The organism is Mycolicibacterium rhodesiae (assembly GCF_002086695.1).
Taxonomy (GTDB): Bacteria; Actinomycetota; Actinomycetes; order Mycobacteriales; family Mycobacteriaceae; genus Mycobacterium; species Mycobacterium rhodesiae.
In genome coordinates this window covers 131,461-146,545 of record NZ_MVIH01000011.1, presented here as the reverse complement: position 1 = coordinate 146,545, position 15,085 = coordinate 131,461, and the positions used below count along the sequence as shown (strand labels likewise).

The following is a 15,085-nucleotide window of genomic DNA, read 5'->3' as shown; positions in this document are numbered from 1 at the left end:
TTACACTCCTACCCTTTGACTCATGGCGTCGGTGAACAGGGTGTACGCGGCGCGGCTGGCGGGACTGGCCGTGCTCGGTCCGGACGGCGAATCCCTCGGCCGGGTTCGCGACGTCGTCATCAGTATGAGCATCGTCCGCCAGCAACCGCGCGTCCTGGGCCTGGTGGTCGAAATGCTCACTCGCCGAAGAATTTTCGTTCCCATACTGCGAGTCACCGCGATCGAGCCGAACGCCGTCACCCTCACCACCGGCAATGTGTCGTTGCGCCGCTTCGCGCAGCGGCCCGGCGAGGTTCTGGTGCTCGGCCAGGTCCTCGACAGCCGGGTGCGGGTCAACGATCCCGAGCTGCCGCAGATGTCCGGTGTGGACGTCATCGTCGTCGACCTGGGTATCGAGCAGTCCCGCGTCCGGGACTGGGTGGTCACCCGGGTCGCGGTGCGCAGCCACCGCAGGCTGGGCCGACGCTCGACGATCCAGGTGGTGGACTGGCACAACGTGGCCGGCCTGACCCCGTCGGCGCTGTCGATGCCCGGCCAGGGCGTGGCCCAGCTGCTGCACCAGTTCGAAGGCCAGCGCCCGATCGAGGTGGCCGACGCGATCCGCGATCTGCCCGCCAAGCGCCGCACCGAGCTGATCAACGCGCTCGACGACGAGCGAGTGGCCGACATCCTCCAGGAGCTGCCCGAGGACGACCAGACCGTCCTGCTGCTGCAGCTGGACACCGAACGAGCGGCCGACGTGCTGGAGGCGATGGATCCCGACGACGCCGCCGACCTTCTCGGTGTGCTGAATCCGACCGAGGCCGAGGTGCTGCTGCGCCGGATGGATCCCGAGGACTCCGAGCCGGTGCGCCGCCTGCTGAGTCACTCCCCGGACACCGCGGGCGGTCTGATGACCTCCGACCCGGTGGTACTCGCGCCCGACACCACGGTCGCCGAAGCGCTGGCCCGGGTGCGGGACCCCGACCTGACCCCGGCGCTGGCGTCGCTGGTGTTCGTGGTGCGGCCCCCGACGGCCACCCCCACCGGCCGCTACCTGGGCTGTGTGCACCTGCAGGCGCTGCTGCGCGAACCGCCTGCCAATCTGGTCAGCGGAATCGTGGACACCGACCTGCCCAGCTGCACCCCGAACACGTCCCTGGCCGGGGTGACGCGCTACTTCGCCGCCTATAACCTGGTCTGCGGTCCCGTGGTCGACGAGGAGAACCACCTGCTCGGCGCGGTGACCGTCGACGACGTGCTCGACCATCTGCTGCCCGACGACTGGCGGGAAAGCTACGAGGATCCACAACTGTCCGAGCAGGCGACCAGCGCAGAGGGGACGACGTGAGCGACCTGTCCGCGCGCCAACGCCTCGACACCCCCCGCTCGTCGCGCCGGCTGTCGTTCAACGTCGATCCGGAGGCCGTCGGCCGGTTCAGTGAATCGATCGCCCGCTTCCTCGGCACCGGACGCTACCTCGCCTGGCAGACGATCCTGGTCGTCGTCTGGATCGCATTGAACCTGTTCGCGGTGAGCGTGCGGTGGGATCCTTACCCGTTCATCCTGCTCAACCTGGCGTTCTCCACCCAGGCCGCCTACGCCGCCCCGCTGATCCTGCTGGCGCAGAACCGGCAGGAGAACCGCGACCGGGTGTCGCTGGAGGAAGACCGCCGGCGCGCTCAGCAGACCAAAGCCGACACCGAGTTCCTGGCGCGCGAGCTGGCATCGCTGCGGTTGGCGGTCGGTGAGGTGGCCACCCGCGACTACCTGCGCCGCGAGCTCGAAGAAATTCGCGAATTGCTGGAATCGCTGCAGTCCGACAACGGCGGCAAGGCCAAGAAGGACAAAGCCAAGAAGGCCCGGCCGGCCGTCGAGCCCGTCGGCGACGAGGTGAGTTAGTGACAAAGGTGACCATTGGATACCACTGAGGTCACGAAGATATGTATGGTGACTTGGTTCACACAGGCGGCATGATCTGAGGACGGACGAGTGGGGATAGGAAACCGCGTCAGCCGGATGGTGCGGAAGCCTGCGTTCGGAATTGCTGTGCTCACCCCGGTCGTGCTTGCCGGAGCGGTGAGCGCGGCCCCCGACCTGCCGCACGCGCCGGTGGTCGGCAAGGAAGTCATGCCGCTGGCCGCGGTGTCACCGCAAGTCGACACCTCGGGTGTCACCGTCGTCGCTCTGACCAAGCAGCCCACCAACTTTCACTTCGCCGCGGCCACTCCGTCGGCTCCGCCGCCGGCGATGGTGGTCAGCTCCATCGGATCGCTGCGCATCCCGTCGGTTCCGCTGGCGGCCTACCGCAATGCCGAACAGAAGATGTCCGTGGCCGCCCCGGGCTGCGGGCTGAGCTGGAACCTGCTGGCCGGCATCGGGCGCATCGAGTCCATGCACGCCAACGGCGGCGCCACCGACGTCCGGGGCACCGCGATCAACCCGATCTACGGCCCGACGCTGGACGGCACCCTGTCGGGCAACGAAGTCATCGTGCAGACGGTCCAGGCCGGCCGCCCGGTGTACGCGCGTGCGATGGGCCCCATGCAGTTCCTGCCGGGTACCTGGTCGCGGTACGCCGCCGACGGCGACGGCGACGGCAAGGCCGATCCGCAGAACGTCTACGACGCCGCGCTGGCCGCGGCCCGCTACCTGTGCAGCGGCGGGCTGAACCTGCGCAACCAGTCGCAGGTGCTGACCGCGATCCTGCGCTACAACAACTCGATGGCCTACGCCCAGAACGTGCTGGGTTGGGCCGCCGCCTACGCCACCGGCGTCGAGCCGATCAACCTGCCGCCGATCGTCGGGCCTGCGCCCGCTCTCGGGGACGCCCACCTGGAGAACCCGGAGGGCCTGGGTCCGGGCCTGCCGCTCAATGCCATCGGGTTGCCGCCGACCGATCCGCTGGCGCAGCTGAGCATCAACAACACCGAGACCGCCGGATCGCTGGCGCTCGGCCCGCTGCCCGGCCCGGCCAGCGAGCTGCCGTCGCAGCCGTGCCAGGTGATCTGCCTTGGCTCGCAGGCTCCCCCGCCGGTGGCCGCACAGCCTCAGGCGATGCCGGACGCTCCGCCCCCGTGGCAGCCGCCCTGGCTGTTGCCGCCCCCGCCGCCCGCTCCCGAGCCGGTCGCCGAGGTACCGGTGGCGCCGCTGCCTGCCGTGCACGGCGCGCTTCCGGGCCCGGCCAGCTAGCCACCCACCCGCTGTCCGGGTTCGCACAGCGACCCGACAGACAGCGGCGATAACCTAACGCGTTGTGAGCCAACGCAACCCGGCGCAACGGCGGTCGATGAGCCCCGTGCTCACGACCGTCGTGACTGACGTCGCACCGCCGCTGATTGCGTATTACGGACTGCGCGCAGCGGGAGTGTCCGAGTACATCGCCCTGCTGTCGGCCACGGTGTTGTCCGGGCTGCGAGTGATCTACAGCGTGGTCAGAGCCCGGCGCCTCGACCCGTTCGCCGTCTATCTATTGCTGACCTTCGGGCTCAGCCTTGCCGTCGGACTGTCCACGACAGATCCCAAACTGGTGCTGGTCGGCAACACCGTCGTCAACGGAATCGGCGGACTGATCTTCCTGGGCAGCTGCGTGATCGGTACGCCATTGACGCAAGTCGTCAGTGACCGATTCGGCAACCCCGACGAGGAACCCGAGGGCGCAGACGCCGACCGCCGCCGCCGCATCCATGTCCGGCTCTCCGCGATGTGGGGTCTCGGTCTCCTGCTCGAGGTCGCGATCCGGCTGATCGTCATCGGCATGTTCTCAGTCGACACCGCCAACGGCGTCAACTCGGTGATCACCATCGTCGTCATCGGCGTCCTGGTGATGGCGACCATCATCGTCGGGCGCCGCGTCGGTACTCAGGCCGTTTCCGCTGACAGGAGTCGCACAACCTAGACTCGGCCCTGATGTCCGAAAAGAACGAACTGCAGACCCAGGTGCGCATTGCGCTGGGCAAAGTGATCGATCCCGAGCTGCGCAAGCCGATCACCGAGCTCAACATGGTCAAGAGCATCTCGGTCGCCGACGACGGCGCCGTGCACGTCGAGGTCTACCTGACCACGTCGGCGTGCCCGAAGAAGACCGAGATCACCGAGCGGGTGACCCAGGCCGTCGCCGATGTCCCGGGCACCGCGGCGGTGACTGTCGCGCTCGATGTGATGAACGACGAGCAGCGCACCGAACTTCGCAAGCAGCTGCGCGGCGATGCGCCCGAACCGGTGATCCCGTTCGCCCAGCCCGGCTCGCTGACCCGGGTGTACGCCGTCGCCTCCGGGAAGGGCGGTGTCGGCAAGTCGAGCGTGACGGTCAACCTGGCCGCGGCGCTGGCGGCTCGCGGCCTGTCGGTCGGCGTGCTCGACGCCGACATCTACGGCCACTCGGTGCCGCGCATGATGGGCACCGACGACCGTCCCACCCAGGTCGAGTCGATGATCCTGCCCCCGGTCGCCCACGACGTGAAGGTCATCTCGATCGCCCAGTTCACCCAGGGCAACGCCCCGGTGGTGTGGCGGGGCCCGATGTTGCACCGGGCGCTGCAGCAGTTCCTTGCCGATGTGTACTGGGGCGATCTCGACGTGCTGCTGCTCGACCTGCCGCCGGGTACCGGCGACGTGGCGATCTCGGTGGCTCAGCTGGTTCCGGGCGCCGAGATCCTGGTGGTGACGACGCCGCAGCTCGCCGCCGCCGAGGTCGCCGAACGCGCCGGGGCGATCGCGCTGCAGACCCGCCAGCGCATCGTCGGCGTGGTGGAGAACATGTCGGGGCTGCTGATGCCGGACGGCACCACGATGCAGATCTTCGGCGAAGGCGGCGGCCGCCAGGTCGCCGAGAGTCTCACCCGTTCGGTCGGCGCCGATGTGCCGTTGCTCGGACAGGTGCCGCTGGACCCGGCGTTGGTGGCTGCCGGCGATTCCGGTGTCCCGCTTGCCCTTTCAGCGCCCGATTCGGCGGCCGGCAAGGAATTGCGCGGCATCGCCGACAAGCTGGCGGCACGACGGCGCGGGCTGGCCGGGATGTCGCTGGGCCTGGACACCACGCGCCACCTGTAGGCGACTGTCGCCGGCTAGGTGGCGTCGGCGTCGAAAGGCGCGGGCGTGCCGGGCGGCAACGGCTCGGGCTTGGGTGCCACCGCCTGCGGTGGCGGCGCGCTGTGCGGCTTCTCCGGTGACTGGAAAGCCTCACCAATCCACGAATCATCGCCGTCGAGAAGGTGTTTGGTGAGCGCGGCCCGCGGCGTCATACCGCGAAGCTTCTGCAGCTCGCTCAGCGGCTGGCGTAGATCCTCGAACTCGGGCCCGAGGTCGTCGCGGAGCTGGCTGGTGGCGCCACTGATGTAGTCGCGGGCCTGCCGCAACGAATTCGACGTCCACCGAATGGCGCCCGGCAACCGCTCGGGGCCGAGGACCACCAGCCCGATGACCAGCAGCACGAGCATTTCGCCCCAGCCGACGTTCGCGAACATCGGGTCAGTTGTCCGGCGCGGGGTTCACCGTCAGCGTGACCTTGCGGCCGTCGCGGATGACCTCGATGGGCGCGTCCTGACCGATCTTGAGCTGACGGATGGCGACCGCGAACTCGTCGGCGTCGGCCACCGTGCGATTGCCGACCTTGACCACGATGTCGTTCTCGAGGATGCCGGCCTTCTCGGCGGGACTGCCCGCCTTGACGTTGGCCACCTGAGCGCCCTGCGCGAGGTCGTTGCTGACCGAGCGCGCCGAGAGCCCGAGCGTCGGGTGCGCGACCTTGCCATCCTTGATGAGCGCCTCGACGGTCTGCTTGACCTCGTTGACCGGGATCGCGAACCCGAGGCCACTTGCACTGTCGGACAACGACTTTCCGGCGGTGTTGATGCCGATCACTTCAGAGTTCATGTTGATCAGCGGGCCACCGGAGTTGCCGTGGTTGATCGAGGCGTCGGTCTGGATGGCATCGATGACGGTGTCGGTGTCCGAACCCTCACCCGAGAGCGGGATGGGCCGGTGCAACGCGCTGATGATGCCGTGGGTGACGGTGCTGCGCAGCCCCAGCGGTGCGCCGGCGGCGATCACCTCGTCACCGACATGAACCTTGTCGGAGTCCCCGAAGCGGGCCACCGTCAGGTTGTCGACGTTGTCGACCTTGAGCACGGCCAGGTCGGTCTTGGGATCACGGCCGACGAGGTTGGCAGGCACCGATTTCCCGTCGTTGAACACGACCGAGATCTTGAACTTGCTCGGATTGTTGGCCGCGTCGGAGATCACGTGGTTGTTGGTGACGATGTAGCCGCGGCCGTCGACGACGACGCCTGAGCCCTGGGCGCCCTCGTCGTCGCTGACGGCCTCGATGGTGACGACGGAATCGGCGACCGACGCGGCGACCTTGGCGAACCGGCCGGGCGGCACCTCACCGGTGCTGTTGGTGGCCAGCGAGACCTTCGACGTGGTGAACGCCTCGACGACCTCTGCCGTCTTGCGGCCCACCCAGCCGCCGGCGAACCCGATCAGCAGCGCGATGATGCCCAACACCGCCAGCGAGACGTAGGACACCCGCCCGCCGAACAGCACGTCACGCACGCCGAGCTTGCCGGTGGGCCCGGCCGCCACGGCGGGTGCCGCCTGTTGCAGTGCCGGCGTACCGAGAGCGGCCGCGGCGCCCGGATCCCGCCAGGGATCGTCGACGTCGTCGGAATCGTCATCGCGCTCAGCGTCGAGCGCCCCGGCGTCGGCGGGGTGCCGCTGAAGCGAGTCGCCGCCCGGGTAGGGCCTGCCGAACGCCTCCCCCAGCACCGGGTCCGGGACGTGGTCCTTGGGCTGGAATTCGACCTGCCCGCGGAACTTGGCGGGACGCAACTCCTCGGCCACGAACGAGCCGTCGACACCCTGGGGGCGCCCGAACGTGCGGGTGGCGGCCGGATCGACCGCAGGCCGGGAGACCGGACGCGGTGCCAGCCGGGGGCTGCTGCCGGAGTTGTCCTGATTGGGGCTCAAGTTCAACCTCTATCCAAGCGCTCAGCCGCGAGCGCGCGCTGTGGGACCGGGCACGACTCTGCCCGATTTCACATCCACCCTACCGGCGCTTACGCCGGTCACGGTCTGTGCGTTCAGCTAACTGATCGGCGAGTCCGGAGTCGATGTCACCGCCGGGGCTGCTCCGGCCGTCCGGCGCGCCCGTGGCGTCCGGCGCCGCCTGCGGGATCTGCGACAACAGCCCCAACAAGCTGCTGGGCATATTGATCGGAAGGGAATCCCGCAACGCCGTGCGGGCCTGACTCTGGCCCTCCACCTCGGCCGCACACTCCGGGCACAGCGACAGATGGTGCGCCGCCCGCAGGTACGACTTCATCCGCAACTCGCCGTCGACGTACGCGGCGATCGCTTCGATGGACAGATGCTCGGTGGAGCCGAATTGCCGCGGTGCCCCGATGGGCGCGTCACTCTGGGAGGCGAACTGTGAGGGCAACCAGGAAAATGCTCGACGGAACATGTGTCCACGGTCGACCATCACTGCGCTCCTCTCGGGGTTCGCGTCAGCACGAGTTGATACCTCGCTGGTGCTGCGCCGCTAGATCGAATGTAGCGCGCGAAACCCTCGGTGACATGACATGCCGGCCACAGTTTGGCCGCTGCCCGTCGGTCTACGCCGATTCGGCGGTGAAGTCAGCCAATGTCCGCTGGCCGGAATGGGCCGCCAGGTAGTCGCGGAGCGCCTGGCGACCGCGGTGGATGCGGCTGCGCACGGTGCCCAGCTTGACGCCGAGCGTCGCACCGATTTCCTCGTAGGACAGACCCTCGATGTCGCACAGAACGACGGCGGCGCGGAACTCCGGCGCCAACGAATCGAGTGCAGCCTGCAGATCCGCACCCAGGCGCGAATCATGGAAGATCTGCTCGGGGTTGGGCTCGTCGGCGGGAACCCGGTCGTAATCCTCCGGCAACGCCTCCATACGGATGCGGCCGCGGCGACGGACCATGTCGAGGAACAGGTTGGTGGTGATGCGGTGCAGCCAGCCTTCGAACGTGCCGGGCTGGTAGTTCTGCACTGAGCGGAACACCCTGATGAAGGTCTCCTGGGTGAGGTCCTCGGCATCCTGCTGATTGCCCGACAAGCGATACGCCAGCCGGTACACCCGGTCGGCGTGCTGCCGAACCAGCTCGTCCCAGGACGGCATGGCCGTCCGGTCGCCGGTGGCATCGAACACCGCGGTGCCCTGCAGTTCCTCGGACGGTTCAACCCACTCGGCTTCCCCCAACTGCTCGGGGTGCGACATATGCGCCGGAGCCATCAATGTGGTGGTCGTCGGATCCTCCTGGTTGACCTGCGTTGACGGCTGGGTGCCGTCGACCGCATCAAGCCTGACAACGCGACCGTTGTCGGGCATATTCCCCGACCAGCGGGGGCTCTGTTCCATGCCCGCTACCGTTCCCCAGTCCGGTGTGGGGGCGATTTGAGCTAACTAAGGTTTGACTAAGAAATACTTTTGTTATCTATTCGTGTCCAGCTCTTTCACTGCCGGACGGCGCGTCACCCTTGACGTCCAGCCCGCACACCTCGGACCGGCCGGTTCGGTACTCACCGGCGCCGGGCGCGCCTGCCCACCCGCCGATCCAACTGCGCCTACGCTGCTGAGAATGGCCACCACCGAGGACCAAACAGGCCAGCCGGAGGCCAGCCGCGCCGACCGGATACTCGCCCATGCCGAGGGCTCGATCTCCGAGGACGCCATCGTCGCGGCTGCCCGGGAGCGAGCCGTGGACGCCGGCGCCGGAGCGGTGACACCGGCGGTCGGAGCGCTGCTCAGCGTACTGGCCCGGCTGTCTGGCGGCAAAGCAGTTGTCGAGGTGGGCACCGGTGCCGGCGTCAGTGGGCTGTGGCTGCTGTCGGGAATGCGTGACGACGGTGTCCTGACCACCATCGACATCGAGCCCGAGCATCAGCGCATCGCCAAGCAGGCGTTCACCGAGGCCGGCATCGGCCCGTCGCGCACCCGGCTGATCGCCGGACGCGCCCAGGAAGTCCTCACCCGGTTGGCCGACGAGTCCTATGACCTGGTGTTTCTCGACGCCGCGCCATCGGATCAGGCCGATTTCATCGTCGAGGGCATCCGCCTGCTGCGCCCGGGCGGGGCCATCGTCGTGCATCGTTCCGCGCTCGGCGGCCGCGCCGGCGACCCGGCAGCCAACGACGCCGAGGTCGCCGCCGTGCGTGAGGCCGCGCGGCTGATCGCCGAGGACGAGCGCCTCACCCCTGTGCTGATTCCGCTGGGCGACGGAATCCTGGTCGCCGCCCGCGACTGATCGGATAGGTGCGCGGACGCTTTCCGTTCCAAGTTTGCTGAAATCTGTCGACCGCGCAGACTGGGCAATGACCACGCGTTCAATGGGGCGCGAGAAACCCATCTCACCAGCGATAACCACCCACATTTTGGCAGGTTGGCGTTTACGACTACCCGCATCAAAGCAATTTCTCAGCCGGATAATCGTTGCTATAAGTCCACCAGGTGCAATTACAGCAAACTATCCTAAAGTGCACTTTTCCGCGCCTGTGAATTAATAGGATTTGCAACGTGATGTCATCGCGATTGCAGGCGACTCCGATCGACAAAGGTCATCGGATACACGTTTGCCGCGCAGCTCACATGGGCACCCTCACGCCAAAGTTGGTGTGAGGCAGAAATATTGCGGGGATATGTCCAGCCGTTAACGGCCGACAGCGCACGGTGTTTCTGGGGGGAGAACATGGATCCACGGATAAGCCCCGTGATGATGGCGACATTCTTCGCGCCCTTTGCGCTCCTCGGAATTGCCGCGATGTTTTTCGATCTCTCGCAAAGTCGCCGTAATCGCCGCGAGGGCGTGTTGGCAATGTGGGGTGACCTGCGCATCACGAAGAGTTCGCTCATCGTCGGCAACCGCCGGGACGCGGTCCGAATCCCGCTGGCGGGCCTGGCGGCCACTGTGACCGAGACCGGTTCGGCCGGCGACCCCGGCACTCATCGCGTCCACGTCGACATCGACGGTGTTCCGGGCGCATCGCTGCACCGCGTCCAGCCGTACTCCTACGGGTCGATCGGCGCCGCCCGAACATTCGAGATCCTGCTCAACCGCGCAGCGCGGCCCGCACCGGTGGCTGTCGAGACAGTCGCTTTGCGCACTGCCGCCTGAGAGGCGTCCGCACCGGGCGACCGCCCCACCGCCGGCTCCACACGTCGACGCAGTCGATGCTTGACCAACGATTGAACAAGTGTTTAGCATCCTAAACATGCGTTCAACGGACCTGACGACGGTGGCCCGGATTCGCGACGCCGCCATCGAGTTGTTCGGCGCGCGCGGGTTCGACGTCGGGGTGCGGGCGATCGCCGAGGCGGCCGGGGTGAGCCCGGGCCTCGTCATCCACCACTTCGGGTCGAAGGACGGATTGCGCCAAGCGTGCGACGACTTCATCGCCGAAGAGATCCGCAGCGAGAAATCCGAGACGATCCGTTCCACCGACCCGGCCACCTGGCTGGCCGCGGCGGCCGAGATCGAGTCGTTCGCGCCGATGATGGCCTACCTGGTGCGCAGCATGCAGACCGGCGGCGAGCTGGCCAGAAACCTCTGGCGCACCATGTTCGCCAATGTCGAGGGCTACCTGGACGAGGGCGTCCGGGCCGGCACCATCAGGCCGAGCCGCGACCCGGCCGCGCGAGCGAAGTACCTCGGCATGGCAGGCGGCGGCGCTTTCCTGCTCTACCTCCAATTGCACGACAACCCAACAGATTTACGGGCCGTTCTGCACGACTACGCCAACGAGATGATGTTGCCCGCCCTCGAGATCTACACCGAGGGCCTGCTCACCGATTCGACGATGTTCGACAGCTTCGCCGCACACGGCGAGATTGTGACCCACACCGAGGGAGAACAGCATGACGACGGCATCGGCACCGACAGCGCGGACTGACACCGCGGCGGTCGAAATCCACAGTCTGGTCAAGACTTTCGGTCGAACCCGGGCCCTGGACGGCATGGACTTGACCGTCCGGGCCGGTTCGGTCGCCGGCTTCCTTGGTCCCAATGGTGCGGGCAAGTCCACCACCATCCGCATCCTGCTGGGGTTGCTGCGCGCCGACGGCGGTCACGTGCGCCTGCTGGGCGGTGACCCGTGGCACGACGCTGTGGCGCTGCACCGGCGCATCGCCTACGTTCCCGGGGATGTGACGCTGTGGCCGAACCTGACCGGCGGTCAGGTGATCGACTTCCTGTGCGGACTGCGCGGTGGTGCGGACCCCCGCCGGCGGGACTGGCTGATCCAGCGGTTCGAACTCGACCCGAACAAGAAGTCCCGCACGTACTCGAAGGGCAACCGTCAGAAGGTGGCGCTGGTGGCCGCCTTCGCCACTGACGCCGACATCTACATTCTCGACGAGCCGACGTCGGGCCTCGACCCGTTGATGGAGAACGTCTTTCAGGAATGTGTCCGCGAAGTCGCCGGTCGCGGCGCGGCGGTGCTGCTCTCCAGCCACGTCCTGGCCGAGGTCGAGAAGGTTTGTGACACAGTCACCATCATCCGCGCCGGACGCACTGTGCAATCCGGGCCACTGGCCCAGCTCCAGCACCTGATGCGCACCACCGTGACAGCACGCACCCACCGCGATCCCACCGTCGTGACGCGATGGCCGGGCCTGCACGATGTGAACATCGCCGACGGTCAGGTTCGGTTCACCGTCGGCCGCGACGTGCTGGACGCGACGATGCTGCATCTCACCCAGCTCGGGATCGCGGACCTGACGGTCACACCGGCCTCCCTGGAAGACCTGTTCCTGCGCGAATACCGGACGCCGGCATCATGATCGCGACTGCCCCCGCCCCGACCCGGCTGACCGGGACCGGCACGCTGGTTCGCTTCGCACTGCGTCGCGACCGCGTTCGGCTGACCGCGTGGATCTCGGCCCTGACCCTGATGTTGGTGTACGCCCCCAATGCGATCAAACTCGCATACCCGGATGTGGCGCAGCGCCAGGCCCGGGTGGATCTACTCAAGACCCCCGCCGGAATCATGCTGGGCGGTCCGATGTTCGGGGTCAACGAGACCGACCTCGGCGTCATGATGGCCAACGAGCTGACCCTGACGTTGATGGTGGCGGCATCGATCCTGGCGATACTGACCGTTATTCGCCACACCCGTGCCGAAGAGGAGAGCGGCGCCGCCGAACTCGTGCTGTCCTCGATCGTCGGTCGGCACGCCCGCACCGCCGCCGCCCTGATCCTCGTCGTACTGGTGAACGCCGTGCTGTCGGTGACGATGACGATCGCCATGGCCGCCAGCGGCTTCGCGGTGGTCGACACAGCAGCGATGTGCTTGGGAATAACCGCAGTCGCAACGGTTTTCGGCGCCGTCGCGGCGCTGAGCGCGCAATTGTGGCGACAGGCAAGAACAGCCAGCGGCGCCGCACTCGCGGCGCTCGCCGCGGCCGTCCTGGTGCGAGGCGCGGGCGATGTCATCGACAACTCCGGCAGCGCGCTGAGCTGGTTCTCCCCCATCGCGTGGGCACAGCAGATGCGCCCATTCGTCGCGTTGCGCTGGTGGCCGCTGGGGCTCCTGGCCGCGCTGGCGGTCATCTTGGTCGCAGCCACCGTGGCGCTGGAGAGCCGCCGCCAGTACGACGATGGCGTCCTGGCGTCCTCCGGCGAGCACTCCCGTGCGCGCCCGGTCGGCGGGGTCTTCGGACTACAGCTGGTGATTCACCGCGGCCTGACAGTGGGCTGGGCGGTCGGTCTGCTCATCGCCGGGGCGGCGTTCGGTTCGATGACCAAGTCACTGCTGGACGCGGCCAGAGGCAATGAGCTTCTGGCCCGGGTGCTGTCAACGCAGGGCACCAACGGCGTGTACACCACGATGACGCAGTTCCTTGCCGCGGCGACCACCGCCTATGTGGTCACGGTGGTGGTGCGGCTGCGCCGCGACGAGGAGTCCGGGATCGGCGAAGCCGTGCTGGCGGGTTCGGTGTCGCGCTGGGCGTGGTTGTTGTCTGCGGTCGGGGCGGGCCTGACCGGTGCGGCAGTGCTGCTGGCCTGCGCGGGCCTGGGCAACGGCATCGGTGCCGGTCTGACGTTGGGCGAGCCCGCCACGATCCTCCGGTTGACCTTGGCTGCGCTGGCCTTCCTGCCCGCGATGGCGGTGATGGCCGCCATTGCCGCCCTCGGTGTCGCGCTGCGTCATCCCGGCATCGGCTGGCTGGCAGTGACATTCGTGGTCGTCGCGTTGTATCTCGGTGCGCTGCTCCGGTTGCCGCGATGGCTGATCGAGGCCTCGCCGGTCGGGCGTACCACCGCACCGTCATCGGTTTCCGTTGCGGCACTGGGCGTGATGGTGGCGGTCGCCGTCGCGGTCACGTTGATCGCCGGTGTCGTCTATCGCCGCCGCGACGTCGTCTAGGAGAACCATGGGAACCTCACTTCGCATCGCGATCTCGTCCATCGTGGGCATCGCAGCCTTCGCTGTGCTGTTGTTCGTGCCCGCGGGGACGTTGAGCTATTGGCAGGGCTGGGCTTTCCTCGCGGTGTTCAGCGTCGCGAGCCTTGGCCCGACGCTGTATCTGGGCCGCAAGTATCCCGAAGCGTTCGAACGGCGCACCCATGCCGGGGTGAGGGCGGAGACCCGGCCCGTCCAGAAGGTCGTGATCGCCGGGACGTTCCTGGTGTTCGCCGCGATGCTGGTGGTGCCCGCCCTGGACTACCGCTTCGGTTGGTCGCTGGTGCCTGCCTGGTTGTCGATTGTCGGCGATGTGCTGGTGGCGGCCGGTCTGGGCTTGGCGATGTGGGTGGTGGTTCAGAACCACTACGCCTCGGCCAACATCACCGTCGAGGAGGGTCAACCGCTGGTGAGCACCGGCCTGTACGGCGTTGTGCGCCATCCGATGTACTTCGGCAATGTGATCCTGATGATCGGGATCGCGCTGGCGCTCGGCTCGTATTGGGCCCTGCTGCTCGTCATCGTCGGGTTGTTGTTGATGGCGGCGCGGATCGTCGACGAGGAGAAGATGCTCACCGAGGAACTGGACGGCTATCGGCAGTACACCCAGAAGGTGCGTTACCGGCTGGTGCCCCTGATCTGGTGATCACTTGACCCAACTTGCATGGTCATTTAATTTAGCGAGTATCCCTTGCGTCCGCTGGAGAGGAAACTCGTTGAATCCGACCATCACTCGGCTCATGCAGGAGAATCTCCTGGCGGTGTTCAACGAGCGCGATGCACAACAACGACTCGAGGTCGTTCGCCGCAATTATGCTCAGGACGTGCGGTGGTCGGATGCCGACGAGACCGTCATCGGCCAGGATCGCCTGCACGAGAAGGCTCAAGCACTGCTTGACGGCCCACTTGCGGGCTTGAGTTTCGTCCAGTCCGGACCCGTGTACCAGACCGCCAACATGGGGTTTCTCGCCTTCGATGTCTTCGCCCCCGATTCGGACGGGACCGAGCCGTTGATCTCCGGCTTCGACGTCGCAATCGTCGAGAACGAGCGCATCGCCCAGTTGTTCACGGTGGTGACGAAGGAACCCGGCGCTTCGCCCGCTTAGGCCAGGCACGCAGCGCGAGATCTGCGGCGGCCCGCAGTTGCTTGCGGCTGGCGCCATCTCGCGCCTTGGCCGACAAACCCCGCAGGACCATGTCGATGTAATCGGTGAGCGCCTCGACGTCCACCTCCCGGTCGAGGTCGCCGGCTCGTTGCGCCTGGCGCAACCGATCGGCGATGGCCGAGCGCCCAACTGCCCTGCGCTGCTGCAACAATGGGTCGGCGATCACAAAGCAGCCGCGCGGGTGACCGGGCCGGGTATACAGCTCGACCGCCCGATCCAACATCATCTCGAACGCCGCACGGGCGGTAGCCGCTTCCAGCGCGGGTGGGACCACTGCGGTCAGCTCGTAGAGATCGACCGCCGCGTCGTAGAGAGCTTGCTTGTCACCGAAGGCCGCATAAAGGCTCGGGGCGGAAATGCCCATCGCCTCGGTGAGGTCGTTGACGGAGGCGCCCTCGAATCCGTGCTCCCAGAACAGGTGCATGGCGCGACGCAACGCTTCTGCGCGGTCGAACTTCGGGGGCCGAGCCATGGCGTCGATACTAGGCGTCGCCTCTTCGCTGATTCTGCT

General features: G+C 67.3%; 17 protein-coding genes. 12 read left to right on the top strand and 5 right to left on the bottom strand.

Annotated elements, in window-relative coordinates:
* Positions 1-22: 22 nt before the first annotated feature.
* The 5 genes from BST42_RS21110 (at position 23) to BST42_RS21090 (ending at position 5,031) form a co-directional block, all read left to right on the top strand.
* Positions 23-1,330 (top strand): magnesium transporter MgtE N-terminal domain-containing protein, encoded by a 1,308-nt coding sequence (locus tag BST42_RS21110; RefSeq protein ID WP_083121271.1) that lies wholly within the window; start codon positions 23-25, stop codon positions 1,328-1,330.
* A complete protein-coding gene (locus tag BST42_RS21105; protein ID WP_083121270.1) occupies positions 1,327-1,881 on the top strand; it encodes a DUF1003 domain-containing protein in 555 nt (184 codons plus the stop codon). The genes BST42_RS21110 and BST42_RS21105 overlap by 4 nt, the downstream gene beginning before the upstream one ends.
* 117 nt (positions 1,882-1,998) lie before the next feature.
* Positions 1,999-3,171, top strand: a complete 1,173-nt coding sequence (locus BST42_RS21100; protein WP_083121269.1) for a lytic transglycosylase domain-containing protein — start codon at positions 1,999-2,001, stop codon at positions 3,169-3,171.
* Between the two features lie 64 nt (positions 3,172-3,235).
* Complete coding sequence (locus BST42_RS21095; protein WP_133057496.1) at positions 3,236-3,877, top strand: VC0807 family protein; 642 nt, start codon at positions 3,236-3,238, stop codon at positions 3,875-3,877.
* 11 nt (positions 3,878-3,888) lie between these two features.
* Positions 3,889-5,031 (top strand): Mrp/NBP35 family ATP-binding protein, encoded by a 1,143-nt coding sequence (locus BST42_RS21090; RefSeq protein WP_083121267.1) that lies wholly within the window; start codon positions 3,889-3,891, stop codon positions 5,029-5,031.
* Positions 5,032-5,045: 14 nt separating this feature from the next.
* Here the strand turns inward: BST42_RS21090 and tatB are convergent, their stop codons facing one another.
* The 4 genes from tatB to sigE form a co-directional block, all read right to left on the bottom strand.
* Positions 5,046-5,444 carry a Sec-independent protein translocase protein TatB gene (gene tatB, locus BST42_RS21085; RefSeq protein WP_083121266.1) on the bottom strand — a complete coding sequence of 133 codons (399 nt, stop codon included), beginning with the start codon at positions 5,442-5,444 and terminating at the stop codon, positions 5,046-5,048.
* A gap of 4 nt (positions 5,445-5,448) precedes the next feature.
* Positions 5,449-6,948, bottom strand: a complete 1,500-nt coding sequence (gene htrA, locus BST42_RS21080; RefSeq protein WP_083121265.1) for a serine protease HtrA — start codon at positions 6,946-6,948, stop codon at positions 5,449-5,451.
* A 79-nt stretch (positions 6,949-7,027) separates the two neighbouring features.
* The gene (rseA, locus tag BST42_RS21075) at positions 7,028-7,462 is read right to left on the bottom strand and encodes an anti-sigma E factor RseA (protein ID WP_083121264.1); all 435 of its coding nucleotides are present in this window, start codon (positions 7,460-7,462) and stop codon (positions 7,028-7,030) included.
* Positions 7,463-7,595: 133 nt separating this feature from the next.
* Positions 7,596-8,369 carry an RNA polymerase sigma factor SigE gene (sigE, locus tag BST42_RS21070; RefSeq protein ID WP_083121263.1) on the bottom strand — a complete coding sequence of 258 codons (774 nt, stop codon included), beginning with the start codon at positions 8,367-8,369 and terminating at the stop codon, positions 7,596-7,598.
* A 220-nt stretch (positions 8,370-8,589) separates the two neighbouring features.
* On the opposite strand from sigE, the gene BST42_RS21065 reads away from it, so the two are divergent.
* The 7 genes from BST42_RS21065 to BST42_RS21035 all read left to right on the top strand — a co-directional run bounded on the left by BST42_RS21065 (position 8,590) and on the right by BST42_RS21035 (position 14,514).
* Positions 8,590-9,255 (top strand): O-methyltransferase, encoded by a 666-nt coding sequence (locus BST42_RS21065; protein ID WP_083121262.1) that lies wholly within the window; start codon positions 8,590-8,592, stop codon positions 9,253-9,255.
* Between the two features lie 441 nt (positions 9,256-9,696).
* A complete protein-coding gene (locus BST42_RS21060; protein WP_133057495.1) occupies positions 9,697-10,122 on the top strand; it encodes a hypothetical protein in 426 nt (141 codons plus the stop codon).
* Positions 10,123-10,219: 97 nt separating this feature from the next.
* Positions 10,220-10,897, top strand: coding sequence for a TetR/AcrR family transcriptional regulator (locus BST42_RS21055; RefSeq protein WP_083121260.1), 678 nt, complete (start codon positions 10,220-10,222; stop codon positions 10,895-10,897).
* Positions 10,863-11,786: an ABC transporter ATP-binding protein gene (locus BST42_RS21050; RefSeq protein WP_083121259.1), complete on the top strand. Its 924-nt coding sequence runs from the start codon at positions 10,863-10,865 to the stop codon at positions 11,784-11,786. Before BST42_RS21055 ends, BST42_RS21050 begins: the two co-directional genes overlap by 35 nt.
* Entirely contained in the window at positions 11,783-13,372 is a 1,590-nt protein-coding gene (locus BST42_RS21045; RefSeq protein WP_083121258.1) for an ABC transporter permease, read from the top strand. Before BST42_RS21050 ends, BST42_RS21045 begins: the two co-directional genes overlap by 4 nt.
* Positions 13,373-13,379: 7 nt before the next feature.
* Positions 13,380-14,054, top strand: a complete 675-nt coding sequence (locus BST42_RS21040) for a methyltransferase family protein (protein ID WP_083121257.1) — start codon at positions 13,380-13,382, stop codon at positions 14,052-14,054.
* Between the two features lie 94 nt (positions 14,055-14,148).
* On the top strand, positions 14,149-14,514 hold the full coding sequence (locus BST42_RS21035; protein ID WP_083121256.1) for a hypothetical protein: 366 nt from the start codon (positions 14,149-14,151) through the stop codon (positions 14,512-14,514).
* Here the strand turns inward: BST42_RS21035 and BST42_RS21030 are convergent.
* Positions 14,474-15,046, bottom strand: a complete 573-nt coding sequence (locus tag BST42_RS21030; protein WP_083121255.1) for a TetR/AcrR family transcriptional regulator — start codon at positions 15,044-15,046, stop codon at positions 14,474-14,476. The two genes, BST42_RS21035 and BST42_RS21030, sit on opposite strands and share 41 nt — an antisense overlap.
* Between the last annotated feature and the right edge of the window lie 39 nt (positions 15,047-15,085).

What these genes read in the sequence shown, in the direction of transcription:
- BST42_RS21050 (WP_083121259.1), top strand. Translation starts at nt 10,863, where the DNA reads ATGACGACGGCATCGGCACCGACAGCGCGGACTGACACCGCGGCGGTC.
- BST42_RS21090 (WP_083121267.1), top strand. Translation starts at nt 3,889, where the DNA reads ATGTCCGAAAAGAACGAACTGCAGACCCAGGTGCGCATTGCGCTGGGC.
- tatB (WP_083121266.1), bottom strand. Translation starts at nt 5,444, where the DNA reads ATGTTCGCGAACGTCGGCTGGGGCGAAATGCTCGTGCTGCTGGTCATC.
- BST42_RS21055 (WP_083121260.1), top strand. Translation starts at nt 10,220, where the DNA reads ATGCGTTCAACGGACCTGACGACGGTGGCCCGGATTCGCGACGCCGCC.
- rseA (WP_083121264.1), bottom strand. Translation starts at nt 7,462, where the DNA reads ATGGTCGACCGTGGACACATGTTCCGTCGAGCATTTTCCTGGTTGCCC.
- BST42_RS21040 (WP_083121257.1), top strand. Translation starts at nt 13,380, where the DNA reads ATGGGAACCTCACTTCGCATCGCGATCTCGTCCATCGTGGGCATCGCA.
- BST42_RS21065 (WP_083121262.1), top strand. Translation starts at nt 8,590, where the DNA reads ATGGCCACCACCGAGGACCAAACAGGCCAGCCGGAGGCCAGCCGCGCC.
- BST42_RS21045 (WP_083121258.1), top strand. Translation starts at nt 11,783, where the DNA reads ATGATCGCGACTGCCCCCGCCCCGACCCGGCTGACCGGGACCGGCACG.
- BST42_RS21100 (WP_083121269.1), top strand. Translation starts at nt 1,999, where the DNA reads ATGGTGCGGAAGCCTGCGTTCGGAATTGCTGTGCTCACCCCGGTCGTG.
- BST42_RS21030 (WP_083121255.1), bottom strand. Translation starts at nt 15,046, where the DNA reads ATGGCTCGGCCCCCGAAGTTCGACCGCGCAGAAGCGTTGCGTCGCGCC.
- BST42_RS21060 (WP_133057495.1), top strand. Translation starts at nt 9,697, where the DNA reads ATGGATCCACGGATAAGCCCCGTGATGATGGCGACATTCTTCGCGCCC.
- BST42_RS21110 (WP_083121271.1), top strand. Translation starts at nt 23, where the DNA reads ATGGCGTCGGTGAACAGGGTGTACGCGGCGCGGCTGGCGGGACTGGCC.
- BST42_RS21035 (WP_083121256.1), top strand. Translation starts at nt 14,149, where the DNA reads ATGCAGGAGAATCTCCTGGCGGTGTTCAACGAGCGCGATGCACAACAA.
- sigE (WP_083121263.1), bottom strand. Translation starts at nt 8,369, where the DNA reads ATGGAACAGAGCCCCCGCTGGTCGGGGAATATGCCCGACAACGGTCGC.